Below are 19,244 nucleotides of genomic sequence, written 5' to 3' on the forward strand. Positions count from 1 at the left end.
GCGCCACGCGCGTCGTCGTCTTCCGAACGGCGCGGTCTCAGAGAGCCGCGGCGATCCGGTCGCCTCAGAGAGCCGCGGCGATCCGGTCGCCCACCTCGGTGGTGACGATCGGGCCGGTGCCGCGCGCGGCGAGGTCCGCCTCGACGGCCCGCTCGACCCGCTCGGCCTCCTCGGCGCGACCGAGGTGACGCAGCAGCAGGGCGGTGGACAGGATCGCCGCGGTGGGATCGGCGATGCCCTTGCCGGCGATGTCCGGCGCCGAACCGTGGACCGGCTCGAACATCGACGGGTTGGTGCCCGAGGCGTCGATGTTGCCGCTCGCCGCCAGGCCGATGCCGCCGGTGACCGCGCCCGCGAGGTCGGTGATGATGTCGCCGAACAGGTTGTCGGTGACGATCACGTCGAAGCGCGACGGGTCGTCGACCATGTAGATGGTCGCGGCGTCGATGTGGCAGTAGGCCGTGGTGACCTCCGGGAACTCCTTGCCGACGGTCTCGACGGCACGGGTCCAGATGGCACCGGCGTTCGACAGCACGTTCGTCTTGTGGATGAGCGTGACGTGCTTGCGGCGGGTCTGCGCGAGCTCGAAGGCGTAGCGCACCACACGCTCGGCGCCGAACCAGGTGTTCACCGAGACCTCGGTGGCGATCTCGTGCGGGGTACCGACGCGGATCGCGCCGCCGTTGCCCGTGTACGGGCCCTCGGTGCCCTCGCGGACGACGACGAAGTCGATCTCGTGCTCGGCGGCCAGCGGCGACTTCGCGCCCGGGTACAGGCGCGACGGGCGCAGGTTGACGTGGTGGTCGAGCGCGAACCGCATGTTCAGCAGCAGGCCGCGTTCGAGAACACCCGGCGTGACCGACGGGTCGCCGATGGCACCGAGGAGGATCGCGTCGTGCTCGCGGATCTCGGCGAGGTCGGACTCGGGCAGGAGTTCACCGGTCGCGTTGTACCGGCGGGCACCGAGGTCGTATTCCGTCGTCTCGAGGTCGGGGACGAGCACGCGGAGCACCTTGAGGGCCTCTGCCGTGACCTCGACGCCGATGCCGTCACCTGGGATGACCGCAAGTTTCATGAGGACTGCTCACTTCCTGTGCGACGGTGGCCGCGACCGTGCAGACGGTCGCGGCCACCGGATGATGGAGAACGGGACGATCAGGACAGGTCGACCTGGGCGACCCGTGCGTCGAGCGCCTCGGTGATCTGTGCGACCTCGGCGTCGCCGACGATGCGGTCGACGCGCAGGATCACGGTCGCGCCGGGGCCCTCGGCGTCCTGGCTCAGGGCCGCGGCCTGGATGTCGATGCTCGCGTTGCCGAGCACGGTGCCGAGCGTGCCGAGCACACCCGGACGGTCCTGGTAGTGGACGATCAGGTTGTGGCCCTCGGCACGGAGGTCGAAGCTGCGGCCGTTGATGTTGACGATCTTCTCGACCTGCTGCAGGCCGGTGAGAGCGCCGGCGACGGAGGTGACGTGTCCGTCCGGAGCCACGGCGCGGACCTCGACGGAGCTGCGGTGCGTGGTGGCCTCGCTGACCTTCTCGACCTCGACGGTCACGCCGCGCTGCTCGGCGAGCTTCGGGGCGTTGACGAAGGTGACGGGCTCGTCACTGCTCGCGGAGAACAGGCCGCGGAGGGCGGCCAGGCCGAGGATCTCGACGTTCTCGGCGGAGAGCTCACCGCTGACGACGACCTGCACGTTCTGCACGGCCTCGGGCGAGAGGGTGCCGGCGAGCAGACCGAGCTTGCGGACGAGCTCGAGCCACGGGGCGACCTCTTCGCCGACCGGGCCACCGGAGACGTTGACGGCGTCGGGCACGAACTCGCCGGCGAGGGCCAGCAGCACGCTCTTGGCGACGTCGGTGCCGGCGCGGTCCTGCGCCTCGGCGGTGGACGCACCGAGGTGCGGGGTGACGACGACGTTGTCGAGGTCGAACAGCTTCGAGTCGGTGCAGGGCTCGGTCTCGAAGACGTCGAGGCCGGCGGCACGGACCTTGCCGGAGACGAGGGCGTCGTAGAGGGCGTCCTCGTCGATCAGGCCACCGCGGGCGGCGTTGACGATGATGACGCCGTCCTTGGCCTTGGCGAGACGCTCGGCGTTGATGAGGCCGGCGGTCTCCTTGGTCTTGGGCAGGTGCACCGAGATGAAGTCGGCGCGGGAGACCAGCTCGTCGATGTCGACGAGCTCGACACCGAGCTGCGCGGCGCGGGCGGCCGGCAGGTAGGGGTCGTACGCGATGACGTTGGTCTCGAAGGCGGCGAGACGCTGCGCGAACAGCTGGCCGATGCGGCCGAGGCCGACGACGCCGACGGTCTTGCCGAGGATCTCGGTGCCGTTGAAGCTCGAGCGCTTCCAGGTGCGCTCGCGCAGGGTGCGGTCGGCGGCCGGGACCTGACGCGCGGCCGACATGAGCAGCGCGACCGCGTGCTCGGCGGCGGAGTGGATGTTGGAGGTCGGGGCGTTGACGACCATCACGCCGCGCTCGGTGGCGGCGGCGATGTCGACGTTGTCCAGACCGACACCGGCGCGGCCGACGATCTTCAGGTTCGGCGCCGCGGCGAGCACCTCGGCGTCGACGGTGGTGGCCGAACGGACCAGGAGGGCGTGGGCCTCCGGCACGGCAGCGAGCAGCGCCGGGCGGTCGGGGCCGTCGACCCAGCGAACCTCGACACCGTCGCCGAGCGCATCGACGGTCGACTGCGCTAGCTTGTCGGCGATCAGGACTACTGGACGGCCGTTCTGGCTCACGTGCTGACTCCCTGTGTCGTGAATGTGTGGGCGGTCGGCGGCTCAGGCGCCCGACGAAGGCGTGTTCACGCGCGACCGACCACAGTTTAGTGCCCCGGCCCCGTTCTCGGGCCCACCGGGATGGGATCGGCGGCCGGTCGGCACCCGCGCGACCGGGACGAACGTGCCGGTCACCGGCGCCGCGGACGGCTGCCGCGAGCCGGTCGACACGGACCTGCGCCGGGAGCCGCGGACCGCCCACACCCCGGGCGGTCACCTTGTTCTCGCCGAATCCGTTACACGAGAAGGGTTTTCGGAGTTCGTCACGACTCGGGTACCCCACCGTCCTCGCTGCGGTGGCGCCGGCGCAGTCGATCAGGCGTGCGGTGGCGCGGATCACGTCGCCGCCGGATCCCGCCGGGAGGCGGGAGCAGATCCTTCGGCGGCGCATCGAGCACACGCCGGGTGATGCCGGTGTCGTTGCGGTGCCGGAAGGCGAGCACGGCGGCGCGCACGGTGGGATGGAAATGTTCGTCGTCGAAACGGTTCTCGGACTGCATGCGGCGCAGCTTGTCCTTCACCGGCCCCTTCAGGGCGGCGAAGCCGAGCCGGATCCCCCTGCGCTCGAGGTGGATGTCGAGACGTTCGATCTCCTCGAGCGCGGTGATGTCGAGATCGGTGATCGGTTCGGCCGCGAGAATCACCCATTCCACGGCGTCCTTCCGCCGATCGACCAGATCGAGGACGTACTTCGTGAGGATCGCGCCGTTCGCGAAGAACAACGGCGCGTCGAAGCGCACCAGCACCAGCCCCTCGATCCGGTGCCCCTCGGGATGCCGCTCCCGGTCGTGATATCCGGCGACCTCGGGCAGTTCGACCAGTTCGGTGCGATGCGGCTGCCAGGCCCGCACCACCACGACGATCAGCGACAGCGCGATCGCGACGAGGACACCACGCAGCACCCCGGCGAGCCCGACGGCGACGAACGCGGCCACGGCGAGGCCGAATTCGAGGCGGCTCACCCGCCACAACCGCCGCAGCGCACCCGGGTCGACGAGCGAGCTCGCCGCCACGATCACCACCGCCCCGAGCGCCGCCTGCGGCAGATAGGCGATGGCGCCGGGCGCAACGAGGACGAACACCGCCACCGTCACGGCCCCGACGGCACCCGCGAGTTGCGTTCGTCCTCCGGCCTGTTCGACGACCGGTGTGCGACTGCCGCTGCCGCAGACGGGAAAACCACCGGTGAGACCCGCGGCGAGGTTGGCGGCGCCGAGCGCCCGCATCTCGGCACTGCCGTCCACCTCCTCACCGCGGCGCAGCGCGAAGGACCGGGACAGCACGGCGGTGTCGGCGAACGCGATCACCGCGATCGCGACGGCCGGACCGAGCAGCGCGGTCACATCGCCCCGGCCGAGACCGTCGAGAGCCGGTGCCGGGAGACCCGAGGGCAGAGCGCCGACCGTCTCGGTGCGCTCGGCGAGATCGAACAGGGCGGTCGCGCCGGCCGCGGCGACCACGGCGATCAGCACCCCGGGCACCGGCACGTCGAGCCTCTTCAGCAGGAGCATCGTGGCGATGGTGGCGAGCCCGACCGCGAGGGTGACGGGTTCGACCCCGTCCTCGGCGACGTCCTCGACGAGTTCGGCCAGTTCGTGGAGCAGGCCGGATTCGTCGGCGTCCGTGCCGAGCAGCAGCGGGAGCTGCCCGACGACGACGATGAGCGCGATGGCGTTGAGGAAACCGATCCGGATGGGAGTGGACAGCAGGTCGGTGAGGAAGCCCAGACGCAGTACTCCCCCGGCCAGCAGCAGGATGCCGACGAGGACGGCGAGCAGTCCCGCGAGAGCGACCGCGCGAGCGGGATCCCGGCCCGCGGCGAGCGGCAGCACCGCCGCGGCGACGAGCGGCGCCAGCGCGGAATCCGGGCCGATCACCAGGATCCGGGACGGCCCGAACAGGGCGTAGACCAGCATCGGCACGATCGTCGCGTACAGGCCGGTGTAGGCGGGCAGACCCGCCGCCTGGGCGTATCCCATGCCGGTGGGCACCAGCAACGCACTGAGCGCGAGCCCGGCGCCGACGTCGCTGCGCAGCCCACCCCGCCACCGGGTGCGCGCGGCGGCGACACCCGGCAGTCGTCCGAGCGCAGCCGTGGGCCACATCGGCCCAGTATCCTCCGTCGCCGCCCTTCACGCCCGGCGGACGAGACCCACGGACGACGGCGGCCCGGCACACCGGAGAGGTGTGCCGGGCCGCCGTGCGGGTTCGGGACGCTTACGCGGTCTCGGTGATCGGGCGATCGACCCAGCTCATCAGATCGCGCAGCTGCTTGCCGACGACCTCGATGCCGTGCTCGGCGTTCTCCTTGCGCAGACCCTCGAGCTCCTTGTTGCCGTTCTCGACGTTGGCGACGAGACGCTTGACGAAGGTGCCGTCCTGGATGTCCTTGAGGATGTCCTTCATGCGCTCCTTGGTGCCGGCGTCGATGACGCGCGGGCCGGAGAGGTAGCCACCGAACTCGGCGGTGTCGGACACCGAGTAGTTCATGCGGGCGATGCCACCCTCGTACATGAGGTCGACGATGAGCTTGAGCTCGTGCAGGCACTCGAAGTACGCCATCTCCGGGGCGTAGCCCGCCTCGACGAGGACGTCGAAACCGGTCTTGACGAGTTCCTCGGTGCCACCGCAGAGCACGGCCTGCTCACCGAAGAGGTCGGTCTCGGTCTCTTCCTTGAAGGTGGTCTTGATGACGCCGGCGCGGGTGCCGCCGATGCCCTTGGCGTAGGACAGGGCCAGGGCCTCGCCGTCGCCCTTCGGGTCCTGGTGGATGGCGATGAGCGCGGGCACACCCTTGCCGTCGACGAACTGGCGGCGCACGAGGTGGCCGGGGCCCTTGGGGGCGACCATGCCGACGGTGACGAACTCCGGAGCCTTGATGAGGCCGAAGTGGATGTTCAGGCCGTGGCCGAAGAACAGGGCGTCGCCGTCCTTCAGGTTGGGCTCGATGTCGTTCTTGAAGATCGACGCCTGGGCGGTGTCGGGGGCGAGCAGCATGATGACGTCGGCCCACTCCGAGACCTCGGCGGGCGTACCGACGGTGAGGCCGGCCTCCTCGGCCTTGGCCCGCGACTTCGAGCCCTCCTTCAGGCCGATGCGGACCTCGACGCCCGAGTCACGCAGGCTCAGGGAGTGTGCGTGACCCTGGCTGCCGTAGCCGATGACGGCGACCTTGCGGCCCTGGATGATCGACAGGTCCGCATCGTCGTCGTAGAACATCTCGACTGCCACTGTGAATACCTCTTTCAGCAAGTATGGGTGTGTTCAGGCTAACGGGTCGCCGTGATGGACTTCGGACCGCGTCCGACGGCGACCACGCCGGACTGCACGATCTCCCGGATTCCGTACGGCTCGAGCATGCGCAGGAGCGCGTCAAGCTTGGAGCGGGTACCGGTGGCCTCGATCGTCAGCGACTCGGGCGAGACGTCGATGACCTTGGCACGGAACAGATTCACCGTCTCGATGACCTGGGTGCGCACGCTGGCGTCGGCACGCACCTTGATGAGCACGAGTTCGCGGGCGACGGACGCCTCCTCCTCCTGCTCGACGATCTTGATGACGTTGACGAGCTTGTTGAGTTGCTTGGTGACCTGCTCGAGGGGGAACTCGTCGACCGTCACGACGATCGTCATGCGGGAGATGTCGGGCACCTCGGTGCCACCGACGGCGAGGGACTCGATGTTGAATCCGCGCCGCGAGAACAGCGACGCGACACGGGCGAGCACGCCCGGCTTGTCCTCGACGAGAACACTGAGAGTGTGGCTCGTGCTCACTTGGTCTCCTCCTGGGCCGCGGCGTCTCCGCGGGTCTCGAGCGCGTCGATGGTCTCGTGGATGACGGACGGATCGTCGGCGGCGGCATCGTCGTCGAACAGCGGCCGGATGTTGCGCGCCGCCATGATCTCGTCGTTGCTCGTGCCGGCGGCGACCATCGGCCACACCTGCGCGTCCTTGCCGACGATGAAGTCGATCACGACCGGGCGATCGTTGATCTCCTGGGCCCGGCGGATCGCGGGCTCGACGTCCTCCTCGCGCTCGACACGGATGCCGACGCAGCCGAGGGCCTCGGCGAGCTTGACGAAGTCCGGGATGCGCAGCGAGTGCGTCGCCAGGTCGGTGTTCGAGTAGCGCTCCTCGTAGAACAGGGTCTGCCACTGGCGGACCATGCCGAGGTTGCCGTTGTTGATCAGGGCGACCTTGATCGGCACACCCTCGACCGCGCAGGTCGCGAGTTCCTGGTTGGTCATCTGGAAGCAACCGTCGCCGTCGATGGCCCACACCTCGGCCTCCGGCTTTCCCATCTTGGCGCCCATCGCCGCGGGAACGGCGTAGCCCATCGTGCCGAGGCCACCGGAGTTGAGCCAGGTGCGCGGCTTCTCGTAGTTCACGAACTGCGCGGCCCACATCTGGTGCTGACCCACGCCGGCGCAGTAGATCGCGTCCGGGCCGGCGAGCTTGCCGAGGGCCTGGATCACGTACTGCGGCGACAGGGTGTCGTCGGCGGGACGGTCGTAGCTGAGCGGGTAGGTACGACGGATGTCGTCGAGGTAGACCCACCAGTCCGAGTAGTCCAGCTTCGTGCCGGTCGCCAGGTCGGCGCGGATGGCCTCGATCAGCTCGACGAGGACCTCCTTGCAGTCGCCCACGATCGGGACGTCGGCGTGCCGGTTCTTGCCGATCTCGGCCGGGTCGATGTCGGCGTGGATGACCTTCGCGTCGGGGGCGAACGACTCGAGCTTGCCGGTCACGCGGTCGTCGAAGCGTGCGCCGAGGGTGATGAGCAGATCGCTCTTCTGCAGCGCGGCCACGGCCGCGACGTTGCCGTGCATGCCGGGCATGCCGCAATGCAGCGGGTGGCTGTCCGGGAACGCGCCGCGGGCCATCAGCGTGGTGACGACCGGGATGTTCGTCAGCTCGGCGAGCTCGAGCAGCTCGGCGGCGGCCTCGGCCTTGATGACGCCGCCACCGACGTACAGAACCGGGTTCTTCGCGTCGGCGATCAGGCGCGCGGCCTCACGGACCTGCTTGCCGTGCGGCTTGGTGACGGGCCGGTAGCCGGGCAGGTGCATCTCCGGCGGCCAGCTGAAGGTGGTCTGCGCCTGGAGGATGTCCTTGGGGATGTCGACGAGGACCGCGCCCGGGCGGCCGGAGGAGGCCAGATAGAAGGCCTCGGCGAGGATGCGCGGGATGTCGGCGCCGTCGGTCACCAGGAAGTTGTGCTTGGTGATCGGCATGGTGATGCCGGAGATGTCGGCTTCCTGGAAGGCATCGGTGCCGATGAGCGGGCGACCGACCTGGCCGGTGATCGCGACGACCGGGACGGAGTCCATCTGGGCGTCGGCGAGCGGGGTCACGAGGTTGGTCGCGCCCGGGCCGGAGGTGGCCATGCACACACCGACCTTGCCGGTGGCCTGCGCGTAGCCGGTGGCGGCGTGGCCGGCACCCTGCTCGTGCCGGACGAGGACGTGCCGCACGCGCCGCGAGTCGAACAGCGGGTCGTAGACCGGCAGGATGGCACCGCCGGGAATGCCGAACACCGTGTCGACTTCGAGTTCCTCGAGTGCGCGGACGACCGACTGGGCGCCGGTGACCCGCTCGGGGGCGACCTGGCGTCGGGCGGTGGGCTGCGCTGCAGCAGCTGCGGGAGTCGGGGTGGCGGACCCCGGCTTTCGCGGCGAGGGTTGAGGCCGTGCGGTTGGTGCGCTCACTGCGAATTCCTCTGATTCTGGCTCCGGGCAACAAAAAACCCTCGTCAGCAATTCTGCTGTACGAGGGTGGCGCGTCGTGGGCGAGTTGCGGAAATGCGGCTCAGGCGACGACGCGCCGGCCGATTACGAGCAACCCATTCTGATTCACGCGCTAGACGGTAGGCGCATGGTGCGTAGCCAGTCAACTTGGTGCGGTCGACTGTCCCAGAATGTGAGATGCCTCGGCTGCAATGCGAAGATGTAGAGGTGTCATCTTCCCAGCAGCCCGTGCCACCGTCTCCATCATCCCACACCCCCGATCGGCCGACGACGGTCATCCAGATCTCCCGGCTGTCCTTCCTCGGATGCGGACTCCTGCTCCTGGCGCTGGCCTCGCCCGCGCTCGCGTGGCCGGCCGCCTTCACCTGGACGCTGATCATCCCCTTCCTCGTCGCCGCCTGGGTGGTCCGCGTCCGGACCGTCGTCGGTCCCGAGGGCATCGTGGCGCGCTCGACGTTCCGCACCACCTCCATCGACTGGGAGTCGCTCAAGGGGATCCGCTTCCCCAAGCGGGGCTGGGCCCGCGCCGACCTCGTCGACGGCACCGAGGTACCACTGCCGGTCGTCACCTTCGGCCGTCTCCCCGAGATCGCCGAGGCCAGCGGCGGCCGTATCACCGATCCGTACGCCGCCGCCCGACAGGCCGAGATCGAGCGGTACGAGGCCGAGCGGGCCGCGAAGGCGGAAGCCGAGGCCGCCGAGCACGACCCGGCCCGGGACGACCGGTCCTCCTGAGTCCTCCCGGGACGTTCCTCCCGGAACCGACCCGAGCCCACCCGAAACCGACGCGGATACGCCTGCCGGATAGCACACGAGTAAATTCGTCGGTACCGCTCCCCACGCCCGGCCCGGCGACCGGACGCGGTCGGCGATTGCGCACCCAGCCCCAGTCAAGGAAGTCAGCCCATGCCCCCGTTGAGGTCACGCACCACCACCGTCGGACGAAATGCAGCAGGGGCGCGTTCCCTGTGGCGCGCCACCGGCCTGACCGATTCCGACTTCGGCAAGCCGATCGTCGCGATCGCGAACTCCTACACCCAGTTCGTCCCCGGCCACGTCCACCTCAAGGACGTCGGCGAGATCGTCGCCAAGGCGGTCCGTGAGGCCGGCGGTGTCCCCCGCGAGTTCCACACCATCGCCGTCGACGACGGCATCGCGATGGGTCACGGCGGCATGCTCTACTCGCTGCCGAGCCGCGAGATCATCGCCGACTCCGTCGAATACATGGTCAACGCGCACACCGCCGACGCGCTGGTGTGCATCTCCAACTGCGACAAGATCACCCCGGGCATGCTCAACGCCGCGATGCGGCTGAACATCCCGACGATCTTCGTCTCCGGCGGCCCGATGGAGGCCGGCAAGGCCGTGGTCGTCGACGGTGTGGCCCACGCCCCCACCGACCTCATCACCGCGATCTCCGCCTCCGCCAGCGAGTCCGTCGACGACGCGGGGCTCGAGGAGGTCGAGCGCAGCGCCTGCCCGACCTGCGGTTCGTGCTCGGGCATGTTCACCGCCAACTCGATGAACTGCCTCACCGAGGCTCTCGGTCTCGCGCTGCCCGGCAACGGTTCGACCCTCGCCACCCACGAGGCGCGCCGCGCGCTCTTCGAGACCGCCGGCACCACCATCGTCGAGGCCGCCCTGCGCTACTACCGCGACGACGACGAGTCCGTCCTGCCCCGCAACATCGCGACCCCGGCGGCGTTCCGCAACGCCATGGCCCTCGACGTCGCGATGGGGGGTTCGACCAACACGGTGCTGCACACCCTCGCCGCCGCGCAGGAGGGCGAGGTCGACTTCGATCTCGGCACCATCGACGAGATCAGCCGCCGGGTGCCCTGCCTGGCGAAGGTCTCCCCGAACTCCGACTACCACATGGAGGACGTGCACCGCGCCGGTGGCATCCCCGCCATCCTCGGTGAGCTGCGCCGCGGCGGGCTGCTCGAGACCGACGTGACCACCGTCCACACCAAGAGCTTCGACGAGTGGCTCGACAACTGGGACATCCGCTCCGGCAAGGCGTCGGAGAAGGCGCTCGAGCTGTTCCACGCCGCTCCGGGCGGGGTGCGCACCACCGAGCCGTTCTCGACGAACAACCGCTGGTCGTCGCTGGACACCGACGCAGCGAACGGCTGCATCCGCGACATCGAGCACGCCTACACCGTCGAGGGTGGCCTGTGCGTGCTGCGCGGCAACCTCGCTCCGGACGGCGCGATCCTCAAGACCGCCGGTATCGACGAGGAGCTGTTCCACTTCGAGGGCCCGGCCTTCGTGGTCGAGTCCCAGGAGGAGGCCGTCTCGGTCATCCTCGGCAAGAAGATCAAGCCGGGAGACGTGGTGGTCGTGCGCTACGAGGGCCCGGCCGGCGGTCCGGGCATGCAGGAGATGCTGCATCCCACCTCGTTCCTCAAGGGTATCGGCCTGGGCAAGGTGTGCGCGCTGATCACCGACGGCCGCTTCTCGGGTGGCACCTCCGGTCTGTCCATCGGCCACATCTCCCCCGAGGCCGCCTCCGGTGGCACGATCGGCCTGGTCGAGAACGGTGACCGGATCCTCATCGACGTGAAGACCCGCACCCTCGAGGTGCTCGTCGACGACGAGGTCCTCGCCGAGCGCCGCGCGAAGATGGAGGCCTCGGAGCGTCCGTGGCAGCCCGTCGACCGTCAGCGCGAGGTCTCGAAGGCGCTGCGTGCCTACGCGGCGCTGGCGACCTCCGCCGACAAGGGCGCGGTGCGGCGCCTGCCGTAACCGGTGACTCCACGGGAGAAGGGCCACGCGTGATCGCGTGGCCCTTCTCCCGTGCACAGGGTCGGGTCAGCGCCCGAAGATCCACAGGCAGACGCCGGCGGCGGCGCCGAGCAGCAGTGCGACGAACGATCCGACGAACGGGCGTGTGGCCCAGCCGCGGCGGCCGTCGATCGCGATACGGCCGGGGCCGGTGAGGGTGAGCGCCACCGCGCACGCGACCAGCAGGATCTCGTACTCGACCCCCGAGGGTTCGGACGCGAAGTACTGGAAGCCGGGTTCGAGTTCGTGCTTGAACAGCACGGCGTCGACCATGATCGCGACGATCGCCGCGGCGGCGATCGGGGTGAGGAGCCCGAGCACGAGCAGGCCACCGGCGGCGACCTCACCGACGGCACCGGCGATCGCCAGGAGCGCGGGCTGCTGGTAGCCGGCGTCCGCGAGCAGCGCCTCGAAGCCGTCGAGGCCGGGGCCGTTCCACAGTCCGGTCAGTTTCTGCAGGCCGTGCACCAGGAGGGTCGCGCCGACCACGGCGCGCAGCACGAACAGGCCGAGGTCGAGGGTGCCGCGGCGGACCTTCGGCGGGACGGTCTCCCCCGCGGCCACCGCCCCGGCCGGGGCCGGGTCGGTGCCGTAACTCTCGGCGCCGTAGACCGGTTCCGGGCGGTAGAGCTGCTCGGTGGGGGCGAGATACCCCTCGTTGCCCAGCGGGGTGCCGTGGAAGTCGAGGTCGTCGTCCGATTCGAGATACGACGCCCGCTGACGAGGCATCGCGAGCGTCTGCTCGTCGGGCATGTCGTCGGGCCTCGGACCAGGGGTCTGTTTGTCGCTCACTCCCACAGCGTAGGACCGGCTCGGACTCCGCACCCGGCTTCGGCACGTGTGCGCGTCGTGCCGGTAACGTTTGCGCCATGACGTGGGGCGCGCATCGGACGGGTTCGTGGGGAGCACGCGCGGCGGTGGCGGCGCTGGCGGTCGGGATCCTCGCGGTGCCCTCGTGCGCCCGGTTCGACGACTCGGCGTCCACCCCCTTCTCACCGGAACCCACCTTCGACGCCGGACCGGGTTTCGGACCGCAGGATCCGACGACCACCACGACCCCACCGAGTTCCTCGCAGGCGCCGGCGGGGCCGTGCGTCGATCCGGATCCGGCGGTGATCGTGACCTGCCTGGAGTCGACCGGTGGGTTGGTGACGATGCCCGACGGCAACTCGGCTCTGGTCACCGAGCGGCAGACGGGACGCATCCTGCAGGTCGCGCCCGAGACCGATCCGGTGGAGTTCGCCCGGATCCCGGTGGAGGGTTCCGGTGACGGCGGTCTGCTCGACATCGCGTTGTCGCCCACCTTCGCCGAGGACCGGCTGGTCTACGCCTACATCACCACCGCCTCGGACAACCGGGTCGTGCGGATCGCCGCGGGCGACGCCCCGAAGGACGTGCTGACAGGGATCCCGCGAGGCGCGACCGGCAACAACGGCGCCATCGAGTTCGTCTCCCCCACCGAGCTCGCCGTCCTCACCGGTGACGCCGGAAACCCCACGGCGGCAACCGATCCCGCGTCTCGAGCCGGCAAGCTGCTGAAGATGGAGCTGCCCGCCCCGGGCACCGCCCCCACCCCGAGCGTCGTACTGTCGGGCATCGGTACCGCGGGCGACGTGTGCCGCGATCCGAACGGCAACCTGTGGGTCACCGACCGCACCCCGCTCGAGGACCGGCTGCAGCGCGTCGGCGCCGACGGCTCCACGGGCGCCGGCCCGGCGTGGACGTGGCCCGACAGGCCCGGCGTGGCCGGATGCGCGGCCGCCCCCGACGGTATCGCGGTCGCGCTCACCGACGCGAAGGCGGTCGCCGTGATCGGCACCGATCCCGGCACGGGCGCGGTGACGGCGGCACCGGTGGTCACCCTCGAGGACCGCTACGGCCGGCTCCGGGGCGCGTCCGCCTCCGCCGACGGCCTGCTGTGGGTGTCGACGGTGAACAAGTCCGGCGGCGAGCCGGGACCCACCGACGACCGCGTCGTCCGGATCCAGTTCCCCGCGGGCGGCGGCGGATTCGACTGATCAGGCGCGCTCGCGCGACTCCACCGGTTCCGGACGGCGCAACAGCCCGGCAATCATCGGCAGCAGCAGCACGGTGACTGCCCCGGCCGCGACGAGAATCGAGGCGCTGGCGTTCGACATCTGGTCGGCCGCGACGGCGACACCGGTGACGGCGACGATCAGCGGCAGGCCGGTCGCGGAGTACAACGCGATCTGCAGTTGCTCGCGGGTGTCGAAGACCCGCGCGCCGTCCGGCGTGCGTTCCAGGCGGGACGCGACGAACACCGGCAGGCCGCGGACCAGGATCAGCAGCACGAAGAAGGCACCGAGGAGGAAGGGTGCCTGCGCCACGGCCTCGACGTCGATCGCCATGCCGGAGGTGACGAAGAAGATCGGGATGAGGAAACCGTAACCCAGACCTTCGAGCTTCTTCTCGAGCCGTTCGTCACCGGCCGGGACGGCCCGCCGGAGGATGAATCCGGCGGCGAACGCGCCGAGGATGATGTCGAGGTCGAACACCACTGCGACGGTAATGAGACCGACGAGCAGCAGCATCGTCAGGCGCACCGAGGTCTGGGCGGTGGTGTCGGCGGTGCGCCGGACGAACCGCGCCATGTCCGAACCCTCCCGCAGGATGCGCTGCGGCAGAACGGCGACGAGCAGGGCGACCACCGCGAAGGCGGCCAGCACGATCAGCGAGCCCACGGCGCCGCGGGTGCCGAGCAGGATCGCCATCGCGATCACCGGGAGCAGCTCGCCCATCGCCCCGTGGTTGAGCACGGTCCGGCCGAGCGGGGTGGTGACGAGACCGCGATCGGCGAGGATCGGCAGCAGGGTGCCGAGCGCGGTGGAGGTCATCGCGATGGCGACGGCGATCTCGGCGTGCACGGGATGACCCAGAACGCCGAGCAGGGCGACGGTAGCGAGCGCCGCCACCATGCACACACACCAGGTGATCAGTGCCCGCCGGCCACCCCGGCCGCGCAGCTCCGCCGGGTCGATGTCGTAACCGGCGAGGAGGAACAGCATGCCCAGGCCGAGTTCGCGGAGGATGCCGATCTCGCTGCCGGTCTCGGCGAGGTCGAGCACGTACGGGCCGATGATCACACCGGCGACGAGCAGCAGCACCACCTCGGGGACCAGACGCCGCGGTACCGCCCCGGCGATCACCGGGGCGAGTGCCGCCGCGACGGCGATCCAGAACAGGGAGGTGGCTACAGCAGCGTCCATGTGCCGCTACGTTAGCGGCGCACGGACGGACGGGGCCAGGGCCCCGGTCAGCTGCATGCGGCGAGCACGAGCTCCTTGACGCGAGCCGGATCCGCCTGGCCGCGAGTGGCCTTCATGACGTCGCCGACGATCTTGCCGGCCGCCTGCACCTTGCCGGCGCGGATCTTGTCGGCGATGTCGGGGTTCGCGGCGAGGGCGGCGTCGACCGCGGCCTGCAGCGCCGAATCGTCACGCACGACCTCGAGTCCGCGGGCGGCGACGACCTCGCTCGGCTCACCCTCACCGGCGAGCACGCCGTCGACGACCTGGCGGGCGAGCTTGTTGGTGAGCTTGCCGTCGGCGACGAGCGCGATCACCTCGGCGACCTGCGCCGGGGTGATGGGCAGCTCGGACAGTTCGACGCCGCGGGTGTTGGCCTGCTGCGCGAGGTAGGACACCCACCACGAGCGGGCCTCGGGGGCCGGGGCGCCGGCCTCGGTGGTGGCGACGATCAGGTCGAGCGCACCGGCGTTGACGAGGTCGCGCATCTCCTCGTCGGAGACACCCCAGTCGGCCTGGATGCGGGCGCGGCGGACCCAGGGGAGCTCGGGCAGCGTCGCGCGCAGTTCCTCGACCCAGGCGGCGTCGGGCGCGATGGGCTCGAGATCGGGCTCCGGGAAGTAGCGGTAGTCCTCGGCGGTCTCCTTGCGGCGACCGGGCGAGGTGGTGCCGTCGGCCTCCTGGAAGTGCCGGGTCTCCTGGATCACCTCGCCGCCGGAGACGAGCACGGCGGCCTGGCGGCGCATCTCGTAGCGGACGGCCACCTCGACGGACTTGAGGGAGTTGACGTTCTTGGTCTCGGTGCGGGTACCGAACTCCTCGGAGCCGATGGGCATCAGCGAGACGTTCGAGTCGCAGCGCATCGAACCCTGGTCCATGCGGACGTCGGAGACGTTCAAGGCCTTGAGCAGGTCGCGCAGGGCGGTGACGTAGGCGCGGGCGACCTCCGGGGCGCGCTCACCGGCGCCGACGATCGGCTTGGTGACGATCTCGATCAGCGGCACACCGGCGCGGTTGTAGTCGAGCAGCGAGTGGCTCGCACCGTGGATGCGGCCGGTCGCGCCACCGACGTGCAGCGACTTGCCGGTGTCCTCCTCCATGTGGGCGCGCTCGATCTCGACCCGCCAGGTGGTGCCGTCGTCGAGCGGCACGTCGAGGTAACCGTCGGTGGCGATCGGCTCGTCGTACTGCGAGATCTGGTAGTTCTTCGGCTGGTCCGGGTAGAAGTAGTTCTTCCGCGCGAACCGGCCCCACGGGGTGATCGAGCAGTTCAGCGCGAGGCCGATGCGGATGGCCGATTCGACGGCCGCCTGGTTGACGACCGGGAGGGCGCCGGGCAGGCCGAGGCAGACCGGGCACACCTGGGTGTTCGGCTCGGCGCCGAAGGTGGTCGGGCAGCCGCAGAACATCTTGGTGGCGGTGTGCAGCTCGACGTGCACCTCCATGCCCATCACTGGCTCGAACTTCGCGAGCACGTCGTCGTAGGCGAGCAGGTCGGGTGACACGGAGGCAGTCATGCAGCTGATTTTAGACGCCCGCTCGCGTGCCCCGGCGCGGCCTCACCCGAACAGGATCCGCATCTCCTGGTAACGCTCCTCGGGCACGAACTTCGGGTCGGCGAGCGCCTCCTCGAACCCCACACGGGCGATCTCCGTGCCGTGCAGGGCCACCATGTGTCCCCACTCCTCGTCGGCGACGAGATCGGTGACGGCCATGCCCAGCCGGGTCGCCAGCACCCGGTCGAAGGCGGTGGGGACGCCCCCGCGCTGGATGTGCCCGAGGACCGTGGCGCGAGTCTCGATGCCGGTGCGTTCCTCGATGAGCGGGGCGAGCATCTCGGCGATGCCGCCGAGACGCGGACGGTCGAAACCGTCGAGGCCCTTCGTGGAGTAGGCCTCGTCCATGTCGGGGAGCTTGAATCCCTCCGCGACGACCACCATCGGGGCGCGGCCGCGGTCGCGGACACTGGTGACCCACTCGCAGATCTGCTCGAGGCTCTCCGGGTGTTCCGGGATGAGGATGGCGTGCGCACCACCGGCGGTGCCGGAGTGCAGGGCGATCCACCCGGCGTGGCGGCCCATCACCTCGAGCACCATGCACCGCTTGTGCGAATTGCCCGTGGTGCGCAACCGGTCGATGGCGACCGTGGCGATCTCCACGGCGGTGTCGAAACCGAAGGTGTAGTCGGTGCGGCTGAGGTCGTTGTCGATCGTCTTGGGCACCCCGACGATCCGGATGCCCTCCTCGAACAGTCGTTTCGACGCCGCGGCGGTGCCCTCGCCACCGATCGCGACGACGGCGTCGACCCCGAGCCGGTCGAGGGTCCTCTGGATGTTCGCCGCTCCCCCCTCGGGGGTCTGGTAGGGGCCGAAGCGGCTGGTCCCGAGGATGGTGCCGCCCTGCTGGGCGAGACCGCGAACGCGGCTGCGGTCCAAGGGGATCACGTCACCCTCGACGAGCCCGCGCCAGCCGTCGAGGAAGCCGACGAACTCCTGCCCGTGCACCTCGGTGCCCTTGAGCACCGCACCGCGGATGACCGCGTTGAGGCCGGGACAGTCGCCGCCGCTGGTGAGGATGCCGATTCTCGTCACTCGCTACCTCCCGCAGGGACAGTTGCTGCTCCCGTCATCCTGCCCGTTCCCGGGCGTGACGGCAGCGCGATTCAGCCCGGTGTGACGAGACCGGATTCGTAGGCGAGCACCACCGCCTGCGCCCGGTCGCGCAGGTGCAGCTTGGCGAGCACCTTTCCGACGTGGGTCTTGACGGTCTGCTCGGCGACGAACAGACGCTCGGCGATCTCGGTGTTCGACAGGCCGTGCGCGATGAGTTCGAGCACCTCGAGTTCGCGCGGGGTCAGGGGGTCGAGGACACGGTCGCGGCCGCGTCGGGGCCGGCGGCGGGCGGTGACCTCGGCGATGAGCCGGCGGGTCACGGTGGGGGCGAGCAGTGCCTGCCCGTCGGCGACGACCCGCACGGCCCGGACGAGTTCGTCGGCAGGGGCGTCCTTGAGGAGGAATCCGCTCGCTCCCATCCCGAGCGCCTCGTAGACGTAGTCGTCGAGATCGAAGGTGGTGAGCATGAGCACCTTCGAGCGGGGTTCGCGGGTGTCGGCGAGGATGTGCCGGGCCGCGTCGAGGCCGTTCATCTCGGGCATGCGCACGTCCATGAGGACGACGTCCGGGCGCAGCCGTGCCACCTCGGCGACGGCGACCCTCCCGTCGGGGGCGTCGCCGACGACGCTGATGTCGGCTTGCGCGCCGAGCAGGGCGCCGAAACCCTGCCGCACCATGGCCTGGTCGTCGGCGATGAACACGGTGATGGGAGGTCGCGGGTCGGTCGTCACTCCCCAACCCTAGGCGGTGGGCAGCAGCGGGAGCACCGCGCGGACCTCGAAACCGCCGTCGCCGCGGGGATGGGCGACGAGCTGCCCGCCCATCGCGGTGGCGCGCTCGGCCATCCCGCGGATGCCGTTGCCGCCGCTGCGGTCCGCCGCGCCACCGGGATCGCGTCTCGCCGCGGTGGCGGGGCCGTTGACCACCTCGACCGTCACGGTCGCCGGTTCCCAGATCAGCCGCGCGCACACGGCGGCCCCGGAAGCGTGCCGGGCGGCGTTGGCGAGCGACTCCTGCAGGATCCGGTAGACGGTCAGGCCCACCCCGTCGGACACCCGCCCGGGGCTCCCCTCGACGAGGGTCTCGAGCAGCACCCCGGCGCGGCGGGACGACTCGAACAGGTCGTCGAGCCGGTCCAGGCCCGGCTGCGGTTCGTGTTCGGGCAGCTGCCCGTCGCTGCGCAGCACCCCGAGCAGGGTGCGGATCTCGTTCAGCGCCTCCCGGGCGGTCGCGCCGATCACGTCGAACTCGGCGCGCACCTCATCGTTCACGTCCGGGAGCCGGTAGGGCGCGCTCTGGGCCTGCACCACGATCATCGACATGTGGTGGGCGACGATGTCGTGCAGGTCGCGGGCGATGTGCGCCTTCTCCTCGAGGATGGCGCGGCGGGCCCGTTCGAGCTCGTTGGCCTCCTCCTCACGGGCGAGCTGCCGACGGGACACGACCAGCCAGCGCACCAGCAACCCGAACACCACCAGGGCACTGATCCCGATCCCCCAGCCCCATCCGTCGCTGCCGGGGACGAACGCCGCGAACAGCAGAACCGTTGCGACCCAGACGACGAGGACGATCCGGATCTCCTCGCGGACCGCGACGGCGAACACCAGCGCCAGCATCACGAGGATGTGCACGACCTGCCACGGATAGTCGTATCCGGGCAGCCGCTCGAACACGACCGGGACGATCAGCGCGGCGGACGCGCACACCGCCCAGCCCAGCGCCGGGCGGACCAGCACGAGCAGGAAGGGGAAGACCGCCATCCCCGAGATCAGCGGCAGCAGCGGCGGCGAGATGTCGTGGGTCAGGGGCAGGGTCGGCCACGCGATCGCGTAGAGGATCAGGGTCACGGCGACGACGGTGATCGTGCCCCAACGCCCCCGGCCGAGGCGACCGGCGGCTCTCGCGCCGGAGACTGCGAGTTCGTTCACGTCCCCCACGCTAGGGGCTGCCGCCTCGACCGTCCTCATACCCGAGGGTGAGATCGGGGTAGCTCCCGGGGACGAGACCGGCACCGGAGAATCCCTCCGCGGCGGGCTTCGGCGGAGT

The 19,244-nt window shown here is 70.4% G+C and carries 15 protein-coding genes; 3 read left to right on the forward strand and 12 right to left on the reverse strand.

Annotated elements, in window-relative coordinates; translation table 11 throughout:
• Positions 1-64: 64 nt before the first annotated feature.
• The 6 genes from OED52_RS13110 to OED52_RS13135 form a co-directional block, all read right to left on the reverse strand.
• A complete protein-coding gene (locus OED52_RS13110) occupies positions 65-1,075 on the reverse strand; it encodes a 3-isopropylmalate dehydrogenase (protein ID WP_264151310.1) in 1,011 nt (336 codons plus the stop codon).
• A gap of 80 nt (positions 1,076-1,155) precedes the next feature.
• A complete protein-coding gene (gene serA, locus OED52_RS13115) occupies positions 1,156-2,748 on the reverse strand; it encodes a phosphoglycerate dehydrogenase (protein ID WP_264151311.1) in 1,593 nt (530 codons plus the stop codon).
• A 302-nt stretch (positions 2,749-3,050) separates the two neighbouring features.
• Positions 3,051-4,892 (reverse strand): SulP family inorganic anion transporter, encoded by a 1,842-nt coding sequence (locus tag OED52_RS13120; protein ID WP_264151312.1) that lies wholly within the window; start codon positions 4,890-4,892, stop codon positions 3,051-3,053.
• Between the two features lie 112 nt (positions 4,893-5,004).
• Positions 5,005-6,006 (reverse strand): ketol-acid reductoisomerase, encoded by a 1,002-nt coding sequence (gene ilvC / locus OED52_RS13125; RefSeq protein WP_264154696.1) that lies wholly within the window; start codon positions 6,004-6,006, stop codon positions 5,005-5,007.
• Between the two features lie 50 nt (positions 6,007-6,056).
• Entirely contained in the window at positions 6,057-6,560 is a 504-nt protein-coding gene (gene ilvN, locus OED52_RS13130) for an acetolactate synthase small subunit (RefSeq protein WP_264151313.1), read from the reverse strand.
• Positions 6,557-8,494, reverse strand: a complete 1,938-nt coding sequence (locus OED52_RS13135) for an acetolactate synthase large subunit (RefSeq protein ID WP_264151314.1) — start codon at positions 8,492-8,494, stop codon at positions 6,557-6,559. Before OED52_RS13135 ends, ilvN begins: the two co-directional genes overlap by 4 nt.
• A gap of 267 nt (positions 8,495-8,761) precedes the next feature.
• Between OED52_RS13135 and OED52_RS13140 the strand changes: the two genes are divergently transcribed.
• Positions 8,762-9,268, forward strand: a complete 507-nt coding sequence (locus OED52_RS13140) for a PH domain-containing protein (RefSeq protein ID WP_264154697.1) — start codon at positions 8,762-8,764, stop codon at positions 9,266-9,268.
• A gap of 171 nt (positions 9,269-9,439) precedes the next feature.
• The gene (ilvD, locus tag OED52_RS13145) at positions 9,440-11,281 is read left to right on the forward strand and encodes a dihydroxy-acid dehydratase (RefSeq protein WP_264151315.1); all 1,842 of its coding nucleotides are present in this window, start codon (positions 9,440-9,442) and stop codon (positions 11,279-11,281) included.
• 66 nt (positions 11,282-11,347) lie between these two features.
• Here ilvD and OED52_RS13150 read toward each other — a convergent pair whose 3' ends face one another.
• Entirely contained in the window at positions 11,348-12,112 is a 765-nt protein-coding gene (locus OED52_RS13150; RefSeq protein WP_413247662.1) for a DoxX family protein, read from the reverse strand.
• Between the two features lie 77 nt (positions 12,113-12,189).
• On the opposite strand from OED52_RS13150, the gene OED52_RS13155 reads away from it, so the two are divergent.
• Positions 12,190-13,338 carry a PQQ-dependent sugar dehydrogenase gene (locus OED52_RS13155; RefSeq protein ID WP_264151316.1) on the forward strand — a complete coding sequence of 383 codons (1,149 nt, stop codon included), beginning with the start codon at positions 12,190-12,192 and terminating at the stop codon, positions 13,336-13,338.
• Here the strand turns inward: OED52_RS13155 and OED52_RS13160 are convergent, their stop codons facing one another.
• The 5 genes from OED52_RS13160 to OED52_RS13180 all read right to left on the reverse strand — a co-directional run bounded on the left by OED52_RS13160 (position 13,339) and on the right by OED52_RS13180 (position 19,135).
• Entirely contained in the window at positions 13,339-14,547 is a 1,209-nt protein-coding gene (locus tag OED52_RS13160) for a cation:proton antiporter (protein ID WP_264151317.1), read from the reverse strand.
• Between the two features lie 47 nt (positions 14,548-14,594).
• Complete coding sequence (gene gatB, locus OED52_RS13165) at positions 14,595-16,103, reverse strand: Asp-tRNA(Asn)/Glu-tRNA(Gln) amidotransferase subunit GatB (RefSeq protein WP_264151318.1); 1,509 nt, start codon at positions 16,101-16,103, stop codon at positions 14,595-14,597.
• A gap of 42 nt (positions 16,104-16,145) precedes the next feature.
• Positions 16,146-17,177: a 6-phosphofructokinase gene (locus OED52_RS13170; protein ID WP_264151319.1), complete on the reverse strand. Its 1,032-nt coding sequence runs from the start codon at positions 17,175-17,177 to the stop codon at positions 16,146-16,148.
• Between the two features lie 71 nt (positions 17,178-17,248).
• Positions 17,249-17,929 carry a response regulator gene (locus tag OED52_RS13175; protein ID WP_264151320.1) on the reverse strand — a complete coding sequence of 227 codons (681 nt, stop codon included), beginning with the start codon at positions 17,927-17,929 and terminating at the stop codon, positions 17,249-17,251.
• 9 nt (positions 17,930-17,938) lie between these two features.
• A complete protein-coding gene (locus OED52_RS13180) occupies positions 17,939-19,135 on the reverse strand; it encodes a sensor histidine kinase (protein ID WP_264151321.1) in 1,197 nt (398 codons plus the stop codon).
• Positions 19,136-19,244 lie beyond the last annotated feature (109 nt).

This window comes from Rhodococcus sp. Z13, from assembly GCF_025837095.1.
GTDB lineage: Bacteria > Actinomycetota > Actinomycetes > Mycobacteriales > Mycobacteriaceae > Rhodococcus > Rhodococcus sacchari.

Excerpts from the sequence above, each read along its gene's own strand:
- OED52_RS13120 (WP_264151312.1), bottom strand. The coding sequence starts at position 4,892 with ATGTGGCCCACGGCTGCGCTCGGACGACTGCCGGGTGTCGCCGCCGCG.
- OED52_RS13155 (WP_264151316.1), top strand. The coding sequence starts at position 12,190 with ATGACGTGGGGCGCGCATCGGACGGGTTCGTGGGGAGCACGCGCGGCG.
- ilvC (WP_264154696.1), bottom strand. The coding sequence starts at position 6,006 with ATGTTCTACGACGACGATGCGGACCTGTCGATCATCCAGGGCCGCAAG.
- OED52_RS13110 (WP_264151310.1), bottom strand. The coding sequence starts at position 1,075 with ATGAAACTTGCGGTCATCCCAGGTGACGGCATCGGCGTCGAGGTCACG.
- ilvD (WP_264151315.1), top strand. The coding sequence starts at position 9,440 with ATGCCCCCGTTGAGGTCACGCACCACCACCGTCGGACGAAATGCAGCA.
- OED52_RS13160 (WP_264151317.1), bottom strand. The coding sequence starts at position 14,547 with ATGGACGCTGCTGTAGCCACCTCCCTGTTCTGGATCGCCGTCGCGGCG.
- gatB (WP_264151318.1), bottom strand. The coding sequence starts at position 16,103 with ATGACTGCCTCCGTGTCACCCGACCTGCTCGCCTACGACGACGTGCTC.